Here is a 20,182-nt window from a genome sequence, read left to right on the forward strand (position 1 = left end):
ATCTTTTTGGCTTTTATTTAACTACGCTAACTCTATCGATTTAATGCATTTAATTGTTATGTAAAGGAGAATCCCACAAAGATCGCAAAAAAACAATGGGTAAATTCACGTAAATTATCCTCACTTTATGTAGAGCAACTTGAGGTTAAAGCGGTAGTACATAAATTTGACATATCAACTACATAAAATTGACATCAATTAAATTAAACCTTTTGGAAAAAGCAGCAGTCTAAATTTATAAATCAGTTAAATTACTGAATTATCAACTCACAAAGAATTTAACTGACTTAATCCCAGATAGTTGAACAAAGGAAAACTAGTTATGAAACGGATGCTTGCAGGTATATTAGTTGCTTTACCACTGTTCATTACTGCTATGCCAAAACAGGCGTCAGCATTAGTAATCAATCTTGGTGGGCATCATCATCAAAGATGGATTCCTGGGCATTGGGAGAGGATACATCACCGCAGGGTATGGATTCGCGGTCATTATCAACGTTAGTAATAAATTTAGCTAAATTCACAATCACCTCTATCCAATAATTCTTTTATTTAGATAGAGGTAGTGAATTAGCATAGTTTAAATTAAGGTAATTTTGCTAGATAAATAAGTTGCTAGTAAGAACTTTAGTCCTGATCTTAACTACTGAAGCGACTTAAAGCACCTGGCGGGCGATTTCCAATCGCCGAGGCAAGTAAGAAATTAGACTTTTAAAACAACCTCTTACCAATCAGTTGCTTTAGTGTCATCCCAGACTTCCAATTCCAAGTCGTGGAGATAGGTTAACCCACTCTGAATTTGTGCATCTGTTCCTTGTAATTCAAGGTCAAACCAACCATCACCGACAGCATTTGCTCCCAAAATCGCTGCGGTGATATTCACAGTCAGTCCACAATCAGATACCAGGCGAGAAATTACAGGTTCCTGGTGATAGTCTTTGGGAATTCTTAGTCGAATCCGTTTGTTGGTAAGTGTATTGTCAGTAGCCATATCTGAATTATTTCAATCCCTTATAGGGATTGGTACATAACTACTGTTAACCCTAACGGTAATTTCCTGATAGGTACTAAGTAGATCGTACCATGTCCCATGATTTGCTTGTATCCTATTCAAAGGATAACTATAATCTCTGGATTTTTCTATTCAACATCTTTAATGCTGGTTTTTCGTTCTAAAATCTCTTTCAGTACTAAGGTTACTACTGCTAGCAACGCTAACAGTACAGCCGCAGAGAAGGCAGCTTCGGTTTCATATTGTTTGTAAGCGTCTTCTACAAATAGTGGTAAGCTCTGGGTTTGGTCAGCAATGTTGCCAGATACCACCGAAACCGCCCCGAATTCACCCATTGCTCTGGCATTGGTCAAAATTAAACCGTAGAGTAAGCCCCAACGGATACTGGGTAAAGTGACACGCCAAAATATCTGCCAATCTTTTGCACCTAGAGTTCTAGCAGCTTCTTCTTGATCCTTACCAAATTCCTCTAAAATAGGAATCACTTCCCGCGCCACAAAGGGCATACTCACGAAGGCTGTAGCCAGCACCATACCTGGAAAGGCAAAGATTATTTTGATATCATGAGCCTGGAGCCAAGGGCCAAACCACCCATTACGTCCGTAAAGTAGCACAATCATCAATCCTGCGACTACGGGTGAGATGGAAAAGGGCAGGTCAATAATGCTCAAAACTACGGCGCGTCCGGGAAATTTATGACGAGCGATCGCCCAAGCTGCACATAAACCAAATACCGTATTTAAAGGTAGAGAAATCACAGCCAGCAATAGCGTTAGCCAAGCTGCATGGAGAAAAGCTGGCCGCGTCAGGTTGGATAAAAACGGCCCAGTTCCTTTGCTGAAAGCTTGGACAAAAACGTTAATTGCCGGAATATATTGAACTAAGGCTAAATAGGCGATCGCTATCCCAATTAAAACTATTGGTACCCAACTCTTCTGCTCTTGAGGTTTGGCCGTATGTGTATCAGATGCAGATGAGTGAAAACTTGGCTTATCTACTGTCATATCGCCTTGCCCATGCTTGTAAGAAATTAATTGCCAATAGCAATACCAACGAAATTGATAGTAAAACTATGCCAATTACTGTTGCACCAGAATAGTCATACTGCTCTAGGCGTTGGAAAATCAACACAGGTGCGATCAAATCTTGATAGGGCGTATTGGAAGAGATAATCACAGTCGAACCATATTCCCCAACTGCACGGGAGAAACCCAAGGCAACACCAGTTAAAATTGTCGGAAATAAGGGTGGCAAAATCACTTTCCAAAATGTTTGCCATTGAGAAGCACCCAGACACCAAGAGGCTTCTTCAATTTCATGTTCCATTTCCTGAAGCACGGGTTGCACAGTTCTCACAATAAAAGGTAGTGAGATAAATATCATTGCCACCGCAACTCCCGTGCGGGTAAAAGATACCTTAATTCCCAGTGGTGCTAGTAGCGAACCTATCCAACCATTATCACTATAAACAGTTGCCAGTGTTAACCCTGCTACCGAAGTTGGTAGTGCAAAGGGTAAATCCACTGTGGCGTCAATCAAGCGTTTGAAGGGAAAGTCGTAGCGAACCAAAACCCAGGCAATTAAAGTACCAAATACGCCATTAAGCAGGGCAGCAAAGATTGCTGTAAAAAAAGTAACGTTGTATGTTGCTAATGCTACATCACTGGTTGCGATCGCCCAAAATCTCGCTGGAGGTTCCGTACTCGCTTTCAGGAACATGGCAATTATGGGGATAAACAACATCACTGTCAGGTATCCTATAGTGATTCGCCAAGTCCAGGGAACCCGCCCCAATTTCTTCCAGAACGGTGTTTTGCGTTCAACTTCCAGAGACGGAGATACAGTTGTCATAGTCAAAAATTCAAAATCTAAAATTCACAAGAAGTTTTGGCGTTGCTGATTGGGATATGAAAAATAATTTTGCGTCATTTTAAAATCTTTGTAGAGACGTTGCATTGCAACGTCTTTACATCCACCTTCATAACTCGATTTAGCAACACCGAAGTTTTTTGTTAGTGATTAGGTAGTTTTTTCTACTCACCACCCACGATTGACTAATGACTAATTACTTTTTCTTGGCTTGAATTTGGTCAAAAATAGCTCCATCTGCGAAGAACTTCTTATTGATTCCATCCCAACCGCCGAAGTCTGCAACTGTACCTAAAGTTTTCACCTTAGGAAATTTGTCTGCAACTTCTTTACTTAAGGTCAAAGTATCATCCACTGGTCGGAATCCCAATCTTGCAAACTCCTGTTGAGCCTCTGGAGTATATAGATATTTGACAAAACCTTCGGCAACTTCACGCGTACCGTGCTTATCAACATTTTTATCTACTACTGCGATGGGATTATCGATAGATATATTGACATCAGGAATAATCGCAGTCAACTTTTCACCCTTTTGTTCTGCCAAGATAATTTCATTTTCATAGTTAATCAGGGCATCACCTTGACCCTGCTTGAAAAAGGCATCAGTAGCTTCACGGGCATCCTTAGTTAGCAAGGGCACATTTTTGTAGACTTTGCTAACAAACTCAGTCGCTTTCGCATCATCTCCACCAGTTTTAATCACTGAATTCCAAAGAGCTAAGAAATTCCAGCGAGCAACTCCTGATGTTTTAGGATCAGCAGTAATTAGTTTGATACCGTCTTTAGACAAATCTTGCCAAGTCTTGATGCCTTTAGGATTTCCTGGACGGGTAACTAATGCTGCCACCGATTTGGAGACAATACCATTATTAGGAACTTCTTTTTCCCATCCTGGTTGAATTAATCCAGCCTTCTCAATCTTTGAGGTGTCTCCAGCTAGTGCCAAGTGAACAACATCTGCTTCCAAACCATCGATAACGGCACGAGTTTGGGAACCAGATCCGCCATAGCTTTGTTTGAAGACGACAGTTTGGTTATGATCTTTCTTCCACTGTTCGACAAATTTAGGAATAATTGCTTCGTGAGCCGCTTTAGTAACTGCAAAGGACACAAGAGTTAGTTCAACATTATCCTTGGTTGCAGCAACAGGACTGGCAGCAGGGGTTTCAGAGGAAGGATTACTTGCTGTTCCACCAGAGCAGGCAGCAAGGGCCACACTCAAAACAGTCCCTACTAAAAAGAGTGATACAAAGCCTTTAAGCGAATTTAGTCTGAACCGATACGTTCTATGTTCAGCGATCGCTTGTAACCTTTTCAGTGGGCGTTGCCACAAACTCATTCTATTTCCTCCGCTAAATCTACAAATAATTGATGGGAATACAGTTATATAGTGCTTATCATACTGGATAATTATATGTATCTAGTTGCAAACACCAACAAACCTCACATTCTTTATCAAGAACATGGTGATTCTACCAGTTCTGTGAGGAATTAGAAATGTTTTTACTTTAAAGTATCAAGTTGTCATCACACTTTGCTACCTGATGTAAGTAAAACAGCGTAAATAATTAAAGGTTTGTAGTAAAGACTTCAATTCTTCTTTTATGACTAAAGTCCTTACTACAAAATCAATTACAATACTTTTACATTACTTAACATAGTTCTATTTATTCGCACCGACTTACGACTTACTTATCAAGCCACTTGCTAAGGAATAGCGAATTTTTGCTAAAACAAGGAATGCGCCGATGATTGAGCCTAAAAGCGTTAGGAAAATCATTATTGGCAAGCGACTGTGGTAGATGAATATGAAAAGTACGAAAAACAAAACCCATCTAGAAAGTATCTAAATGGGAAAATTTTCTGGTTAATTTTTGAATTAGCCAACACGATCAAATTTTTAACTGAGTGCATATTTCAGAGGTAGTCCATCCTGAAAAACAAGTAATTCTCCCGGTTGGATTTGTGTCCAAACTTCGTTGTCAGTCAGGGGTGTGGTAGCAATGACAGCGACGCGATCGCGTTCTGTAGTCACCTCTCGGAAATCTACGGTCATGTCTTGGTCAATTAAATGGGCAGCTGCAAAGGGCGCTTGGCGAACAATGTAGCTGAGTTTGGTTGAACAATAAGCAAAAAAGTGGACTCCATCTGATAATAAGTAATTAAATATACCCAGTTTTGCAATTACAGCCGTAATTTTTTGTAGCACAGGGTACAGTTCCTTTATCTCAGGCTTACCCTGAGGAAAGTGCGATCGCAATGTTTCTAGCATCATACAGAATGCTTTTTCACTATCTGTATCACCTACAGCTTGATAAAAGCCTAAATTTTCTGGGTCAAAATTTGGCAAATTACCATTGTGGGCAAACACCCAATACTGACCCCACAATTCTCTACGGAAAGGATGGCAGTTGTGTAAGGCAACTTCACCCTGAGTAGCTTTGCGGATATGGGCTATGACATGGGTTGAGTGGATGGGATAACTCCGCACAAACTCTGCGACAGGAGAAGCAACAGAAGGTTGGGCATCTAAAAACATTCGACATCCCTTTCCTTCAAAGAAAGCAATGCCCCAACCATCGCGATGATCATCCGTTTTTCCTCCTCGTGCAGAAAACCCTTCAAAAGAAAAGCAAATATCCGTTGGAACATTGCAATTCATTCCGAGCAATTGACACATGGATGTTGTCGCTCTCAATTTTTGACTAAGGCCTCAGGATCAAGATACTTCAGAATGTTGTCTTGATTCTGGAGCGATCGCTTCAATCTTAGAATTGAAAGCTGAGATATTCCAAATGATCCCTAAAAATAAAGAATCTGCTTCAAGTGAGCAATATGACACTATGCCAAAAGATGGTATTGGCGGATATCTGGTGCAGCAGCCACTAAAGCTTCTAGTTTGGCTGCTCCCGCTTGGAAATGGGGCGAATCTAGATGAGCATTTAGGGCTTCATGAGAAGTCCACTCTTCTACAACAGTAAAGTCTGTTGAGTCGTATTGGTTTTGCAAAAGTTCATACTTTATCGCACCTGCTTCCTGACGGGTTGGCTCAATAAGTTCCAACAGTACAGCTTTTAGTTCTTCTACTTTATTAGGCAAAGCAATAATACGGGCAACAACACGAATAGTTTGGTTAGTCATTTGTTATTTGTCATTGGTAAAATAAAATACTTAAAGCTTCTTTTGCTTACCTAACGGCAGGCTAACACCAACCGGAAGAGGAATGGAAGCGGGGTTTTAAGAATAAGTCGCACATGGCGTGAATTACGACTTACGAATTATCTTAAAACATTTGCTGTAAATATTGCTCATAGCCTAATTCTTCTAGTTTTGTTTGCTTTGCAATTACTGATTCACATAGGGTTTGGCGATATTGCTGCACTCTTTTTAGCAATTCTGGTTGATGAGTTGCGAGGATTTGTACTGCTAGAAGTCCGGCATTTTTGGCATTACCGATCGCTACTGTTGCCACAGGAATACCCGCAGGCATTTGTAAAATAGAATACAAAGAATCCACACCTTGTAAGTTACGAGTGGGTATAGGAACACCAATAACAGGAAGTGGAGTTAAAGATGCTACCATTCCCGGCAGATGGGCAGCACCACCGGCACCAGCAATAATTACCTTAATACCGCGTTGGTGTGCAAGTTGAGCATATTGCACCATGCGTTCTGGGGTACGATGAGCAGAAACGATCGCCACTTCGCTTTCAACACCAAATTCTTCACAAACTGCGATCGCGTCTTTCATAGTGGGCAAATCGGAATCGCTGCCCATGATAATACCAACTAAGGGAGTCATAATAATTCAAAATTCAAAATTCAAAATTCAAAATTATTTGAGCTAGCTTATGGAAGCTAGGTAATGCCGATCATCATCTCATTTATTGGCGTTGTTTGAATTGATTTATTGATATTGGTTGCATCTAAAATCAGATTTAGCTATCTTCTCGTCAGTGTGATGACCCAAGCAACACAAAATCCTGTAGATATTATTAATGCTAGAGTGCCTGGTTACAAAGATTTGCAGATGCTCTTGGTTAACCAAGAAGGCATAATTGAGGAAATCTTGCCAATGGGTACGGTAGGGATGCACAGATGTACATCCCTACTAGATGTAGCAGGTGACTGGATTTCTCTAGGCGGAGTTGATTTGCAAATTAACGGTGCGTTGGGTTTGGCATTTCCCGAATTGACGCCTGAAAATGCTCATATACTCCAAAAGATCTCACAATTTTTGTGGGATGTTGGGGTAGATGGATTTTTACCAACACTTGTAACAACTTCAGTCGAAAATATTCAGCGATCGCTTGCTATTATGGCTGAGGTTATCCCCACTCAAAAAGCTGGTGCCAAGATTCTGGGAGTACATCTAGAAGGCCCATTTTTGAATTTCCAAAAGCGCGGCGCACACCCACCAGAGTACTTGTTACCCTTAACAATTGATCGGGTAAAGCGGGTTTTGGGTAATTATGCTCATATTGTGAAAGTTATCACCTTAGCGCCAGAGTTAGATTTAACTGGTGAAGTAATTCCATATTTGCGTTCTCTAGGAATTACTGTCAGTTTAGGACATTCTCAAGCAACAGAGGCCCAAGCGCAACGTGCCTTTGAGGAAGGTGCAACGATGGTAACTCATGCTTTCAACGCGATGCCAGCATTACATCACCGCGAACCAGGATTATTAGGGGCAGCAATTATCCATCCTGATGTAATGTGTGGTTTTATTGCTGATGGTGAACACGTTTCGCCTACGATGCTGCAAATTTTACTTCGCGCTAGCTATCAAGAAAAAGGGCTATTCCTCGTCAGCGATGCCCTTTCACCTTTGGGGCTACCCAATGGCGTATATCCTTGGGATACTCGGCAAATTGAAGTTAAAAACGGTACTGCACGACTGCCAGATGGCACTTTATCAGGGACGACTTTACCTTTGTTGGTGGGAGTGCAGAATTTAGTGAAGTGGGGAATTTGTGACGTAGAAAGTGCAATTTTACTAGCTACTAATGCACCTAGAAAAGCGATTGGTTTTGCAGGAATTGTTAAGAGTCAACCCGCTAATTTATTACGCTGGCATTGGGATGAGACTACAAAAGAATTAACTTGGCGACGTGTTCTTACCGCAGAGATGGTGAAAAAGGCAGGAGATTGGAATTTATCTGTTGCTCTTAACCCCATCTAATATCATGTCCGTATAATTATAGGACTTACGCAAAAAGGCAGTGAAAACCTTGATTTACAGTAGGGTAAATTCATGAATTGCCCCTACAGCCTGTACTTTTGCATAAGCCCTATTTAATTACGAATTACGAATTACGAATTACGAATTACGAATTAGTAATTATTATACAGGGTTAGGTTGGGTTCGACTTTGAAGTAGCTGGATAATAGCAGCTTTTTCTAAGATTCCAACTAGGACACCATTCTTACGAATTACGGGAAGCACAGATAGCTTTTGTTGTTCGAGTAGCTGCATGACTTCCAGCAGAGGTTGATCCGATTGGACTGTGGTAGATTCGGTAATTGGTCGCATGACTTCTTTTACTTGAGTTTCTGACCACAGTGCTGTTGGGATGGTTCGTAAATTATCAACTGCAATCGCACCTACTAATTGTCCATCATCATCAGTCACTAAGAACCGATGCCAGTTTTGCCCACTTATGACTCGCTCATCGGCAAACTCTCTCAGGGTAAGATTAGCAGATACAATCGGGCTATCATGAGTTACAGCATCTTCAGCAGTCAAACCTGTGAGTTTTTCTTGCACTCTGGCAAATTGAGCCGAATTACCAGCATTTTGCAACAAGAAAAAGCCAACTAACAAATTCCAGAAGTTACCGGCACTGCCAAATAATATTAGGGGAAGTACACCTGAAAGAATTGCTACCCAACCAAAGATTTGCCCAACTCGACTAGCAAAGGTCACACCTTTATAAGCATTGCCTGTGATTTTCCAAACAATGGCTTTGAGTATATTCCCGCCATCTAAGGGTAAGCCAGGAATCAGGTTAAACAGCGCTAATGCCAAGTTAACAGAAGCTAAAACACCAAGAATTGCAGCTAACGGCCCTGATGCAGTAGTAGTAACACCAATTATTGTAAGGATACCGCACAGTAGGAAACTAACTATTGGCCCTGCGATCGCTACCCAAAAAGCTTCACCTGGGGTTTTCGATTCTTTTTCTAAGCTAGCTAAACCGCCAAATATAAACAGCGTGATAGATTTGACATCAATTCCCTGACGAATTGCAACAAAACTGTGGCCTAATTCATGGGCGAGGACAGAGGCAAATAACATCAGCGCACTCATCAATCCCAGTAGCAAAGCTAATCCCGCAGACAATTGCGGAAATTGTGCCCCCAGTCCACTGCTATAGCTCCAAGTTACTAAACCTAGAACTAAAAACCATGACGGATGGATATAGAAGGGAATTCCGAAGAGATTACCAACGCGAATTGTGCCATTCATGTCGTTCACCTTTGATTTCATCTGCGAGAAGTTTGCTTTCTTCCTTCTCAATGTCTTTAGTGTAACGAAAGGTTAAGAGATTTTAATCTTGATGGCGGTAGTGGTGTCCGTCCGTAAAGGTGTGGTTATAGTTCGTGCAACATTTGCTCCAAAAGATGGAATAGTACAAGCAACAGCAACACTGAGGTCGTTTAATCTAAATGTAAATCCTCTCAAAGATTATGCCCCGGTACAGCAGACGTTCACTTTCACGGGGCAACGTATAAAACCGTAACTTCTCAATAAATTTGGGGAAGCTGTCTGTGACTCATCAAATGGCAGAGAAACAGACTGTGCTGGAGAAAATTCTGCAACTTCGAGTTTTTAAGTTGTCGTTGTGGAAGACAACAACGACAACTTAAAAGCGTCCTGGTTCTTCATACTCTTTTGTTGGCGAAGGTATTGAGAAAAGCAAGTATACTCCCAAGTAACTCTCACTACTTCTTGATCGCTACATCAGGCTGGCGACTCCACTCATTCCAGGAGCCATCGTAATTCCGAACATTCAGATAGCCCAATAAATACTTTAAGACAAACCAGATATATCCAGAACCCCACCGATAGTACACTATCAAAATTCAAGTGAAACGCTATCAGGGGGGTATTTTCTGGCTTAGGCATCCACTTGTGCTGCAATTGTCTCCACCTGCTGAGAAATTTTCTGCAACATTGGGGCAATTACATCAGCAGGAACAGGACGACTGAAGTAGTAACCTTGACCTTCGTCACATCCTTGCATTTTCAGGTATTCAAGCTGTTCTTGGGTTTCCACACCCTCTGCGGTGATACTCAACCGGAGGCTCTTTGCGAGGGCAATTATAGCATTGGTGACGGCGGCGCTATCAGGATTGGACATCACATCGTGCACAAATGACTGATCAATCTTCAGTATATTCACAGGAAAGCGCTTCAAGTAGCTCAGGGAGGAATAACCGGTGCCGAAGTCGTCTAGAGCCAACAATATACCCAGTTCTCCTAATTGTTTTAAGGTTTTAATCGATCGCTCAATGTTACCCATCAAGAAGCTTTCTGTTACTTCCAGTTCGAGATCAGATGCTTGGAGTTCAGTCTCCTCAATAATTTGGTTGATCACCTCAACCAGATACGGTTGTTCAAACTGTCGAGCTGACAGATTCACAGACATCCTAATTGGGGTAAATCCAGCAAGCTGCCAAGCACGATTTTGAGCGCAAGCAGTTCGTAAGACCCATTCACCAATTGGTACGATCGCACCATTGGCTTCTGCAATCGGAATAAACTTTGCTGGAGAAATCATACCTAAAGTAGGATGCTGCCAGCGAATCAACGCTTCCACAGCTGTAATTTGTCCGCTATGTAAATCAATCAGAGGTTGATAATAAACCAGCATTTCGTTGCGCTCAAGCGCTCCATGTAATTCATTTTCTAATGTCAGTCGTTCCTGCAACTGAGCATTAATTTCCGGTGAATAGAATTGGTATTGGTTACGCCCTTGCTGCTTTGCTTGATAAAGCGCTATATGAGACTGTTGCAAAAGTTGATCTACGCTATTGCGATCATTTAGGTCATTAATTGTGATCCCAATGCTGGAGGTGATATGAATCAAGTTATCCCCAACAGAAAAAGGTTTGCTCAGGGTACTTAACAGTACCTGAGATAGCTTAATCACACTTTCAAAAGAATGAATCTCCATTCGGACAAAAGCAAATTCATCTCCGCTCAAATGGGCAAGAAAATCTGTTTGTGCCATACAGGCTGATAACCTCTGGGCAACTGCTCTTAATAACAAATTTATTGCCTCATGCTCCAACCCATGACTTATCCCAGTGAAATCATCAATACTTAGCAAAAAGACAGCTACAAGACGCTGATTATTTTCAGGTTTGGATAGAATTTCACGGAGGCGATTGCAGAATAAATCACGATTAGGCAATCCAGTCAGGTCATCATAATTAGTGATGTAGTGAATTAACTCATCTAATTTGTGAAGCGTTTGTGAAGTATCTGCCATCAACGTACCCGCTTCATCAGCAAATTCTGTGGGCAATTCAGGTAGGGTTTTGGTATTCAAATAATTTTGCAATGTAGCAGATGTCAAAATGACCGGTTTGAGGAGATGGTTTAGCGCATAGAGGGTGGCGGCCGTACCCGCTAACGTCGCCAACAGAGCAATAGTCATAACTCGCGCCGCCATCTCAAAAGAATAGGAGTTTGAGATGACGAAACTCAATAGTAAGGTCAAAAGTGGTACGTGAGTGCCCAAAAATGCCACTAACATAATTTTAGCGGTGTAACTTTTTTTGAGCCATCCAAAATGAGCCAGGAACGAGTAGAGATAGAGATTGTGATTGAGTTTCATAAATAATGTTTGATTGGAAAGCGAATTAGTTCCGAGCTATTCTGGCAAGTATTTTTAGTTTGCAATGTTAGTGGAATCAGCTCTTGTGGAACTCAACTCTGATAGGGTTACATATTATGCTTCCCAATTTAGTTTTATACTTAATATCTATAACCATAAAGTTTCTGTAAAACTTATTTCATAATTAATTTCATAATGAAAACTAAAGTGTATTGATTATTACACTGTCAGTATTAATTGAGTTAATTATAAATATTGATAAGTTTAAGATGAGTACCAATGAAGGACAAAAATACGCTGTTCAGGATGTCGCACTCGAAGGTACTTATAATCTCTTCCTGGGTGAAAGTGAGCAATATAGCTCTGCAACAGAAACCTTTGAGTCTTCATTTTAGGTTTTTCATAATGCTTTTCCTAATGGCTTCCTTTGGGAATTAACAGAAGTCCTTTCGGGGTCACCTAATGTTACTTTTAAGTGGCGGCATTGGGGAACATTTAATGGTTACTATAAAGACTATGTACCCACAGGAGAAATAATAGAAATCGGAGGAATTAGTATTGCTCGCGTGAGTGATGATTTGAAGATTGAATCCTTGGAACATTATTTTGATAATAATGTCTTTCTTCAAAAATTAACCGCAGGGGGTTGTCCCTTCCATTCCCAAAAGTAGTAGCCTTGACGGCTAGAAGTCGTACTAGCTTGACTACACGAGACAAAATCGCCTCCGCAGATTAGCAAAGCTTTGATTTTGTATTAGTCCACGGAGGTGGACGAAAGTTTGTGTAGTAGCGGCTTCTAGTCGCCTAATACTTATTCCAGTTTATTGCCAGAAAAGAGGCGATTTGTAACTTGCTTTAACACCTTTAATGCAGTTAATGAACCTCGAATCAGTCGAGTCGCAGCAAAGGGTTGTCGAAGCATTCCCATCGCTAAAGGCAAAGGATTTAGGGAGCCATCAGAGTTAATTGCTGGTGTGAGATCGGGGATATCGTGCTGACAATCGTCGCTGACTACTCGCAGCATTGCCACTGTAACTCCAGCCGCATTGAAAAACTCTAGGGCGGTAAATCCTTCCATATCAACAACATCAGCAGCCATCTCACCTAAACGGCGTTTTTCGACAGCAGACCAAATTAGGCGATCGCTTGTCAGTGACTTGACTAAATTTGGTGGAGAGGGGGAAGAGACGCGATTAATCACGTCTGTACTGAGTGCTGAGTGTAATTGTGCTGTAAAAGTGCGATCGCACTCTAGCCGCTTCCCTTGATAAACACAATCTTCATACAGGACAATATCACCAACTGTATAGCGATCGCTCAAGCTGCCACAGATACCCATAATCAGCACTCTGGATTTTGGTGCTAAAAATTTTCCTTGTTCTAGGTATTTAAGTAAAGGCTTCATCCCAACAGGTATAGCTACTACCGTTGGGATAGAACCAGCAACGCCGCTTAATCCGCGACAGACAGCTTTATATTCTGCTCCCTGAGGTACCAAAATTGTGTTAATGGGCAAAAAATTAGGCATTAGCCCTATGCTCAACAGAACCAAGTTTCATCTTTGAAGTTTCCTTTTGTATTAAAGATTAGGTCATATCTGAGTGACAATAAGTAATATTGCTGTTTAGTAGTAACCAAAACTCGCAAACCGAAGGTGATTGCTGTAGCATGACTAAATAATTGTGTCACCCACACGATAATTTTCCAAGATGGTAAAGCTTCATAACTCCAAATCCGCACGAGAAGTCTTCAATATTTCTAAATTGGCGATTCAATTTTCGTGGCTGACAGTGAGTTTTTGGATTGCCGTAACAGTAGCTGGTGTTCTGGCTTTCAGTTCCCTCAAGTATGCCTTGTTTCCAGATATTACATTTCCAGTGGTGGTTGTGAATGCTACAGCCCCCCTGACAACTGCCCTGGATACAGAGGCAAAGCTCACTAAACCCCTGGAAGAACGCCTCCGCTCCCTAGAAGGACTGGAGAATATTCGCTCATCCACTTATCCTAGTCAAACAGCCGTTGCCCTTTCTTTCGCCGTTGGGACGAATTTAGAAACATCGACCAAAAAAGTTGAAACTGCCCTCAAGCAGTTGACTCTACCTCAAGGAGCGACTTCTAAAATTATTCCCCTGAATTTAAATGAGTCAGCCGCCATTAGTTATGCCATTGAGAGTCCCACACGGAATCTTACAGATTTGACAAAGTTGGCGAAAGACGAGATTGTAAGTGCGATCGCTAAACTGCCAGGAGTGCTAAAAGTCTCACTGTTGGGTGGTGCTACTGCAACCCTTCCTCAAAATCCATTGAATGCGAGTGCAGCTATCCCCCAAGCAGGGGCAACATTAGTCCGGTTCAACGGGCAAGATGCGCTCGCATTTCAGGTAATCAAACGTGGTAGCGCTAACACCTTGGAAGTGGTGAGTCGAGTTGAAAAAGAAGTCCAAAGGCTACGGTCTAGTCTGAAGGATGTCAAACTCACTTTAGCTGCCACTCAAGCAGAATATATTCGTCGAGCCACACAGTCAACAATTGATGCGCTGATGGAAGCAGTCTTGTTGTCAATAGTGGTAATTTTCCCTTTTCTATGGAATTGGCGAGCCACCCTAATTTCTGCCTTGGCGATTCCTACCTCTTTGTTGGCGACGTTTATCGTCATGGCGATTTTCGGCTTTAACCTGGAAACAATTACCCTGCTGGCTTTAGCTTTGGTGATTGGTAGTATTGTTGATGATGCGATCGTTGATGTGGAAAACATCATGCGACACGTAGAAGATGGGGAAACTCCTCGTCAAGCAGCGCTTTTAGCTACAAATGAGATTGGGTTGACAGTCACCGCAGCCACTTTGACAGCAGTAGCAGTTTTTCTACCCATAGGTTTAATGGGTGGGGTAATCGGTCAGTTCTTCAAGCCTTTCGGCATCACTGTTTCAGCTGCAATGCTCGCTTCTATGCTAGTTGCTCGGACTTTATCTCCAGTTCTCGCTATCTACTGGCTGAAACCTAAATCCTCGCTCTCCCCGCGTCGAGAAGCAAAAATCTGGGTAGCCTTTACCCAATTTTACAGAAACTTGCTGAGTTGGTCTTTGAATCACCGCAAGATAGTTATCGGGTTAGCTGTACTTAGCTTCATCGCAGGTATAGCACTGATTCCACTAATTCCCAAAGGCTTTATTCCTAAACTCGATCGCGGCGAATTTAATATTGCTTATACGGCTCCTTTGCCGAGTATCCCTAGTGGAGCAGAGGGGCAGGGGGGCAGAGAAGCAGGGGAGCAGGGGATAAACCCCAATCCCCAATCCCCAATCCCCATTCCCAATCCTTTAAATGATTCTCTTGAGGTTGCAAAGAAACTAGAAGAGGTTGTAAGAAAATCACCAGCAGTTGAAACGGTATTTACCACTGTTGGTTCTCGTGAGGGTGAGCCGAACAAAGGCACACTCTATGTAAAGCTTAAAAAAGACCGCAAAATCACAACTGCCGAACTACAAGACCAATTCCGCTCCTCGTTACCTACTATTTCTGGGGTAACTACTAGTGTCGAAGATATTCAATTTGTCGATTCTGGCGGTCAAAAACCCCTCCAGATAGCTTTAAGCGGTAACGATCTCCAAGCCTTAAGCAAAGCAGTCAAAGCAATTAAAGAGAGAATTCAGAGACTACCGGGATTCGCTGATGTCACAGTCACAGGTGAAACGAATCCACAGGGTACAGTTTTTCAAATCGAGCGTCTGAATAATCAACGAGTAGCTTATGTGAGTGCTAATCTTGGCAAGGATTTATCCTTGGGTGATGCTACTGACAAAGTGGTAGCTGAAGCTAAGGCAGTGTTACCCCCTAATGTTTCTTTAAATTTAGGTGGAGACTCTGCTAGCCAAGGTAAGGTTTTTAGCAGTTTTGGCAGTACTCTAGCTTTATCTGCTCTTTGTATTGTCATCGTACTAATTTTACTGTTCAAAAGCTGGGTAGACCCTCTGGTGATCGGTGTCTCTTTGCCTTTAGCACTAGTGGGCGCAATGTTGGCATTACTAATCACCAAAAGCGACTTTGGCATGATCTCACTGATCGGCTTCGTCTTTTTGCTGGGGCTGGCAAATAAAAATGCCATTTTACTGGTAGATTACATCAATCAGTTACGCAACGCTGGCTTAGACCGCACCGAGGCAATCCTGAACACCGGACTAGTGCGCCTCAGACCAATTATGATGACCACTGCCTCCACTATTTTAGGGATGCTACCGATCGCATTAGGTTTTGGCGCTGGTTCGGAATTGCGATCGCCAATGGCTGTAGCGATCGCTGGTGGACTGGTGACTTCAACTATCCTCAGTTTGATAGTTGTGCCGGTAGTCTACGCAATTTTGGATGATTGGTTTCCCCGATTTCAGACGAGGGAGAGAAGTTGATGCAAGTTTTTGTCACCGGGGGTACGGGCTTTATTGGTGCCCACTTAGTACGGTTGTTGCTGCAACAGGGATATGATGTCAAAGCCCTAGTACGCTCAAGCAGCAATTTGGAGAATCTACGCGGTTTAGAGGTGGAAATTGTCAAAGGCGATTTGAACGATCCAAATCTCTGGCAACAGATGAGAGGTTGTCAATATCTATTTCATGTGGCAGCCCATTATTCCCTGTGGCAAACAGATCGGGAGTCACTTCACCATAACAATGTCCTGGGTACGCGCAATGTATTAGCAGCAGCCCGCAAAGCTGACATTGAACGCACCGTTTATACTAGTTCAGTAGCGGCAATTGGGGTAGGCTCATCTGGCCAAGTCGTCGATGAAACACATCAGAGTCCCTTAGAAAAGTTGGTGAGTGACTACAAAAAGTCTAAGTTTCTCGCTGAACAAGAAGCCATGCAAGCCGTTGCTAAAGGCCAGGAAGTAGTTATAGTCAATCCCAGCAGCCCAATTGGCCCATTGGATATCAAACCTACCCCGACAGGTGATATAATCCTACGGTTTTTAAGACGGCAAATGCCCTTTTACTTAGATACTGGTTTGAATTTTATCGACGTGCGGGATGTGGCATGGGGACATTTACTGGCTTTGCAACGGGGTAAATCAGGCGATCGCTATATCTTAGGTAATCAAAACCTCAGCCTCAAGGAACTGCTCGAACAACTCGCCGATATCACAGGTCTAAGCGCACCTCAACGAACAGTTCCCGCTTGGCTCCCTCTTAGTGTTGCCTGGGTTGATGAAAACATCCTCGCACCCTTGGGAAAATCGCCCTCAGTACCATTGGATGGCGTTCGGATGGCGAAACAACCTATGTATTACGATGCCGCCAAAGCTGTACGAGAGTTGGGTCTACCTCAATCTCCGTTAAAGGTGGCACTCAAGGATGCTGTGGATTGGTTTATTGCTCAGGGGTATGTCAACCTCTCTGGGAAATTCAAAATTCAAAATTCAAATTTCAAAATTAAAGACCCCACAGATAAATCTTGGGGTTAAGAACGTGGTGTTTTCATCAACAGAGGAGTAATAGAATGGCAGTTAATCTACAACAAGCTATGGATATTGGGAAGTATCTTGTTACCCAGCGTTTGAAAGGACGTAAACGCTTCCCCTTAGTATTGATGTTGGAACCTCTTTTTCGGTGTAATCTAGCCTGTACTGGTTGTGGTAAAATCCAACATCCAAAGGAAATTTTAAAGCAAAATCTTACCCCAGAACAGTGCTTTGCCGCAGTAGAAGAGTGTGGCGCACCGGTTGTTTCAATTCCGGGGGGAGAACCGCTTCTACATCCTCAGATTGATGAGATTGTTCAGGGATTAATTGAGCGCAAGAAATATATTTACTTGTGTACCAATGGCTTGTTGTTAGAAAAGAGCTTGGATAAGTTTCAACCTTCTCCTTACCTGACTTTTAGTGTCCATTTAGATGGGATGCGGGAGTTGCACGATCAGTGTGTCGATCGCAAAGGTGTTTTTGATATTGCTGTCAAAGCCATTCGTGCCGCTAAAGCTAAAGGCTTTCGTGTCACCACTAACACTACTATCTTTGAGGGTACTGAACCCAAAGATATGCAAGAGTTCTTCGACTTTCTGGAAACGCTAAATACTGACGGGATGATGATTTCTCCCGGTTACAGTTACGAGTGGGCACCAGATCAGGATCATTTTCTCCACCGAGAACAAACACGCACCCTCTTCCGGCAAATTCTGGCTCCCTACAAAGCTGGTGAAAAAAACTGGAACTTCAATCACAATCCACTGTTCTTAGATTTTCTCACTGGTGAAAAGGACTACGAATGCACACCTTGGGGTAGCCCTAGTTATAGCGTTCTTGGCTGGCAAAAACCTTGCTATCTGCTAAACGAAGGTTATTACTCTACCTTCAAGGAATTACTCGCACAAACAGACTGGAGTCAATACGGCCAGAAGAGTGGTAATCCCAAATGTGCCGATTGCATGGTTCACTGCGGCTACGAACCCACTGCCGCAATGGATGCAATGCAACCGCAAAATATGGCGCGTGCCCTTGGCAGTGTGTTTGGCAGGGGCTAGTAATTTATGTCATTAATTTTGATGGGTAAAAAAGTTTGTAGTAAGGACTAAAGTCCTAGATTTTTAAGGCTTACTACGAACCCCTCAGAAATAATACGATAGACCACTAGCTTGACAGACTACTAGTAAAGCAGGCGCGGAAAAAACATACTATTTCAAATGGCGCAAGAAGCTCGGAATACTATTATGCGTGACTTTTGACTTCCGCCTTGCGCTACTAGCCCTAAAGCACACAAGCCCTTTCTCTTTCAACACAAAACTTAATTATTTACTGATTTTAACTAAACATCCTCTTAGACATTGCTCTGGGAGCGTTTGGACTTCGTTTTAAAAATCTAATTGATGAAGGATGCTTGATTATTATTAACAAAACCTATGAATCGCCTCTACCCTTTGGTAGATTTAACATTGACAAGAAATTTTTTTATACAATACGTAGATTATACGGTCAATGCCCCAGGTAGTTTTAATTAACCCACAAATTCCTCCTAATACAGGTAATATTGCCCGTACTTGTGCTGCTACGGGTACAGAGTTGCATTTGGTGGGGCCTTTGGGATTTGAAATTAGCGATCGCTACCTCAAAAGAGCAGGATTGGATTACTGGCCTTACGTCAAACTGCACTATCATGAATCGCTAGAAGCCTTTAAAACCTTACATCAGCAGCGTGGAGGCAGATGCTTGGGTTTTAGTGTCGGTGGAAATTGTAATTACGTCAGTTTTCAGTTTCAACCAGATGATTGGTTGCTGTTTGGTAGTGAAACTACCGGCTTACCACCAGCAATTTTGTCAGATTGTGATGCTACTCTGTATATTCCCATGAGCCAACCGGGGGTTCGCAGCTTGAATCTTTCAGTGAGTGTAGCAATTAGCTTATTTGAAACCCGTCGTCAGCTAGGCTATTTACAATAGGTCTTTACCTTCATTGTTATAAGTAAACATACTTATAAAATTTCTAGGTATCCATTAGACGAACGATTTGTGGCAGTCAAAGTTTTCTTGATTACTGCAATAATATGTAAAACAAGATACCTAAAATTGGTTCTTTTCCGAAATTGTAGTGGAAGATACTTACAAGGATAGGAAGGTTATTATAAGAAATTTGTATATAAAACTTGGGATATTGCCAAATTTGAATGATAGATTTTGATGAATCTGAAGCATCCTAAATTGGGGGTAAAAAGAGTTAAAATCAGTCACATTAAACATTTGAGCCATTTTAGTTCGATCAACCTTAGAAAGTAGCCTCAAAGTAGCCAATAGATCATACGGTTGTTTTTTAGGGAATAATCAACGTAAAGTCTCGTGTTAAGAAGACTGATTGGGTAGAAATATCTTGAAGATATCTACAGTGGGGGGCATCACTTTTCCAGAAGTCGCAGCAATTTAATTCTCGGCAGCGACTATGGGCTTGGCAAATAGTTTGTCCAGTCCCCGCGATTGACGCAAGACAATGGCGGACAATGGTAAAAAGTAAAACGTCCTAAGTGGTGTGAGGAAGTGGTGTGAGGAGTGGTTCGGACAAGTAAACATAGCAAAATTTAAGTTTTGCTAATACGTGTGAACTTGTTTAAATCAGAGAAGCAGGTTAATCTTGCGTAAGCATCTCTGGTGAATGTGATCTTGATCTATCATTCGTTGTGATCTAAATCATTTACTAGTATCCAACTGAAAAATCAAGGTCAGTTAAGCGCTAGTGATCATTAGGAGGTCGTCTTTGAAACGAGCATTGAAAAAGAGAGTGAAAGCTGTGTTGAACAATAACCCCAGCAGCGATGATGCCCCGGTAGAACTGCTAAATGTGATAAATCCAAAAGTTAACCGCCGGGTGCGGACAAAAGCCGCCATGATTGGCTTGGCAATCTCTATGGGAGCAACCAGCCTTTTGGTGACTCGACAAAGCGATCAAGCCCAAGCAGCAGTGCCTGTAGGTAGCCAAAAGGC

The 20,182-nt window shown here is 42.1% G+C and carries 17 protein-coding genes and 3 pseudogenes; 8 read left to right on the forward strand and 12 right to left on the reverse strand.

Annotated elements, in window-relative coordinates:
- The first annotated feature begins 322 nt into the window (after nucleotides 1-322).
- Entirely contained in the window at nucleotides 323-502 is a 180-nt protein-coding gene (locus tag V7K25_RS04640; protein ID WP_335155506.1) for a hypothetical protein, read from the forward strand.
- Nucleotides 503-724: 222 nt separating this feature from the next.
- Here the strand turns inward: V7K25_RS04640 and V7K25_RS04645 are convergent, their stop codons facing one another.
- The 7 genes from V7K25_RS04645 to purE form a co-directional block, all read right to left on the reverse strand.
- Nucleotides 725-991 carry an NIL domain-containing protein gene (locus tag V7K25_RS04645; RefSeq protein ID WP_229461634.1) on the reverse strand — a complete coding sequence of 89 codons (267 nt, stop codon included), beginning with the start codon at nucleotides 989-991 and terminating at the stop codon, nucleotides 725-727.
- 149 nt (nucleotides 992-1,140) lie between these two features.
- Entirely contained in the window at nucleotides 1,141-2,016 is an 876-nt protein-coding gene (gene cysW, locus V7K25_RS04650; protein ID WP_335155508.1) for a sulfate ABC transporter permease subunit CysW, read from the reverse strand.
- Nucleotides 2,003-2,863: a sulfate ABC transporter permease subunit CysT gene (gene cysT, locus V7K25_RS04655; protein ID WP_335155510.1), complete on the reverse strand. Its 861-nt coding sequence runs from the start codon at nucleotides 2,861-2,863 to the stop codon at nucleotides 2,003-2,005. The genes cysW and cysT overlap by 14 nt, the downstream gene beginning before the upstream one ends.
- A 214-nt stretch (nucleotides 2,864-3,077) precedes the next feature.
- Complete coding sequence (locus V7K25_RS04660; RefSeq protein ID WP_335155512.1) at nucleotides 3,078-4,220, reverse strand: sulfate ABC transporter substrate-binding protein; 1,143 nt, start codon at nucleotides 4,218-4,220, stop codon at nucleotides 3,078-3,080.
- Between the two features lie 561 nt (nucleotides 4,221-4,781).
- Nucleotides 4,782-5,561 (reverse strand): class II glutamine amidotransferase, encoded by a 780-nt coding sequence (locus V7K25_RS04665; RefSeq protein ID WP_335155514.1) that lies wholly within the window; start codon nucleotides 5,559-5,561, stop codon nucleotides 4,782-4,784.
- A 161-nt stretch (nucleotides 5,562-5,722) separates the two neighbouring features.
- On the reverse strand, nucleotides 5,723-6,022 hold the full coding sequence (locus V7K25_RS04670; protein WP_335155516.1) for a putative quinol monooxygenase: 300 nt from the start codon (nucleotides 6,020-6,022) through the stop codon (nucleotides 5,723-5,725).
- A gap of 142 nt (nucleotides 6,023-6,164) precedes the next feature.
- Nucleotides 6,165-6,683 carry a 5-(carboxyamino)imidazole ribonucleotide mutase gene (gene purE, locus V7K25_RS04675; protein ID WP_335155518.1) on the reverse strand — a complete coding sequence of 173 codons (519 nt, stop codon included), beginning with the start codon at nucleotides 6,681-6,683 and terminating at the stop codon, nucleotides 6,165-6,167.
- A 159-nt stretch (nucleotides 6,684-6,842) separates the two neighbouring features.
- Here purE and nagA point away from each other — a divergent pair, with 159 nt between their 5' ends.
- Nucleotides 6,843-8,063, forward strand: a complete 1,221-nt coding sequence (gene nagA / locus V7K25_RS04680) for an N-acetylglucosamine-6-phosphate deacetylase (protein WP_335155520.1) — start codon at nucleotides 6,843-6,845, stop codon at nucleotides 8,061-8,063.
- Between the two features lie 162 nt (nucleotides 8,064-8,225).
- On the opposite strand, the gene V7K25_RS04685 is transcribed toward nagA, so the two are convergent.
- From V7K25_RS04685 to V7K25_RS04695, 3 genes and pseudogenes are all read right to left on the reverse strand, one after another.
- A complete protein-coding gene (locus V7K25_RS04685; protein ID WP_335155533.1) occupies nucleotides 8,226-9,350 on the reverse strand; it encodes a site-2 protease family protein in 1,125 nt (374 codons plus the stop codon).
- 476 nt (nucleotides 9,351-9,826) lie between these two features.
- A pseudogene (locus V7K25_RS04690) lies at nucleotides 9,827-9,957 on the reverse strand (sulfurtransferase); the annotation flags it as partial.
- A gap of 45 nt (nucleotides 9,958-10,002) precedes the next feature.
- Complete coding sequence (locus V7K25_RS04695) at nucleotides 10,003-11,727, reverse strand: putative bifunctional diguanylate cyclase/phosphodiesterase (RefSeq protein ID WP_335155522.1); 1,725 nt, start codon at nucleotides 11,725-11,727, stop codon at nucleotides 10,003-10,005.
- Nucleotides 11,728-11,972: 245 nt separating this feature from the next.
- Here V7K25_RS04695 and V7K25_RS04700 point away from each other — a divergent pair.
- Nucleotides 11,973-12,398: pseudogene (locus V7K25_RS04700) on the forward strand (SnoaL-like polyketide cyclase); the annotation flags it as partial.
- Between the two features lie 140 nt (nucleotides 12,399-12,538).
- Here the strand turns inward: V7K25_RS04700 and V7K25_RS04705 are convergent.
- Both V7K25_RS04705 and V7K25_RS04710 read right to left on the reverse strand, forming a co-directional pair.
- Nucleotides 12,539-13,255: a 5'-methylthioadenosine/S-adenosylhomocysteine nucleosidase family protein gene (locus tag V7K25_RS04705; RefSeq protein ID WP_335155524.1), complete on the reverse strand. Its 717-nt coding sequence runs from the start codon at nucleotides 13,253-13,255 to the stop codon at nucleotides 12,539-12,541.
- 11 nt (nucleotides 13,256-13,266) lie between these two features.
- On the reverse strand, nucleotides 13,267-13,467 hold the full coding sequence (locus V7K25_RS04710) for a hypothetical protein (protein ID WP_335155535.1): 201 nt from the start codon (nucleotides 13,465-13,467) through the stop codon (nucleotides 13,267-13,269).
- On the opposite strand from V7K25_RS04710, the gene V7K25_RS04715 reads away from it, so the two are divergent.
- The 5 genes and pseudogenes from V7K25_RS04715 to V7K25_RS04735 form a co-directional block, all read left to right on the forward strand.
- The gene (locus V7K25_RS04715) at nucleotides 13,437-16,130 is read left to right on the forward strand and encodes an efflux RND transporter permease subunit (protein WP_335155526.1); all 2,694 of its coding nucleotides are present in this window, start codon (nucleotides 13,437-13,439) and stop codon (nucleotides 16,128-16,130) included. The genes V7K25_RS04710 and V7K25_RS04715 overlap by 31 nt on opposite strands.
- The gene (gene hpnA / locus V7K25_RS04720; RefSeq protein ID WP_335155528.1) at nucleotides 16,130-17,182 is read left to right on the forward strand and encodes a hopanoid-associated sugar epimerase; all 1,053 of its coding nucleotides are present in this window, start codon (nucleotides 16,130-16,132) and stop codon (nucleotides 17,180-17,182) included. The genes V7K25_RS04715 and hpnA overlap by 1 nt, the downstream gene beginning before the upstream one ends.
- Before the next feature lie 35 nt (nucleotides 17,183-17,217).
- Nucleotides 17,218-18,237 (forward strand): adenosyl-hopene transferase HpnH, encoded by a 1,020-nt coding sequence (hpnH, locus tag V7K25_RS04725; protein ID WP_196523838.1) that lies wholly within the window; start codon nucleotides 17,218-17,220, stop codon nucleotides 18,235-18,237.
- A 451-nt stretch (nucleotides 18,238-18,688) separates the two neighbouring features.
- Entirely contained in the window at nucleotides 18,689-19,150 is a 462-nt protein-coding gene (locus V7K25_RS04730) for a tRNA (cytidine(34)-2'-O)-methyltransferase (protein ID WP_335155530.1), read from the forward strand.
- A gap of 805 nt (nucleotides 19,151-19,955) precedes the next feature.
- Nucleotides 19,956-20,182: pseudogene (locus V7K25_RS04735) on the forward strand (peptigoglycan-binding protein LysM); the annotation flags it as partial.

Source organism: Nostoc sp., from assembly GCF_036919495.1.
Taxonomy (GTDB): Bacteria; Cyanobacteriota; Cyanobacteriia; order Cyanobacteriales; family Nostocaceae; genus Nostoc.